The following is a 266-nucleotide window of genomic DNA, read 5'->3' as shown; positions in this document are numbered from 1 at the left end:
ACCAACTGCCGGGCACCACTCGGCAACGCCTTGCGGGCCGAGGCGATGAGGACGGTGCGCTTGCCCTCGAGCAGGTCGTCGCCGGCCGGCTTGCCGGTGACCTCGGGGTCGCCGAAGACGCCGAGCATGTCGTCGCGGAGCTGGTAGGCGACGCCGAGCGGGAGGCCGAACGCCCGGAGCCCCTCGAGCTGCGCGTCCGTTGCCCCGGCCACGGGGGCACCGATCACGAGCGGGGCCTCGATCGAGTACTTCGCGGACTTGAAGAC

General features: G+C 72.2%; 1 protein-coding gene. It reads right to left on the bottom strand.

All coding sequences use genetic code 11. The features are described 5' to 3' along the window. Window positions 1-266, bottom strand: a 266-nt coding sequence (locus HWD93_RS18475) for a polyprenyl synthetase family protein (RefSeq protein WP_261647604.1), incomplete at both ends; no start/stop codon positions are given.

Source organism: Curtobacterium sp. C2H10 (assembly GCF_025407985.1).
GTDB lineage: Bacteria > Actinomycetota > Actinomycetes > Actinomycetales > Microbacteriaceae > Curtobacterium.
This window is presented reverse-complemented; position numbering and strand designations above follow the sequence as displayed.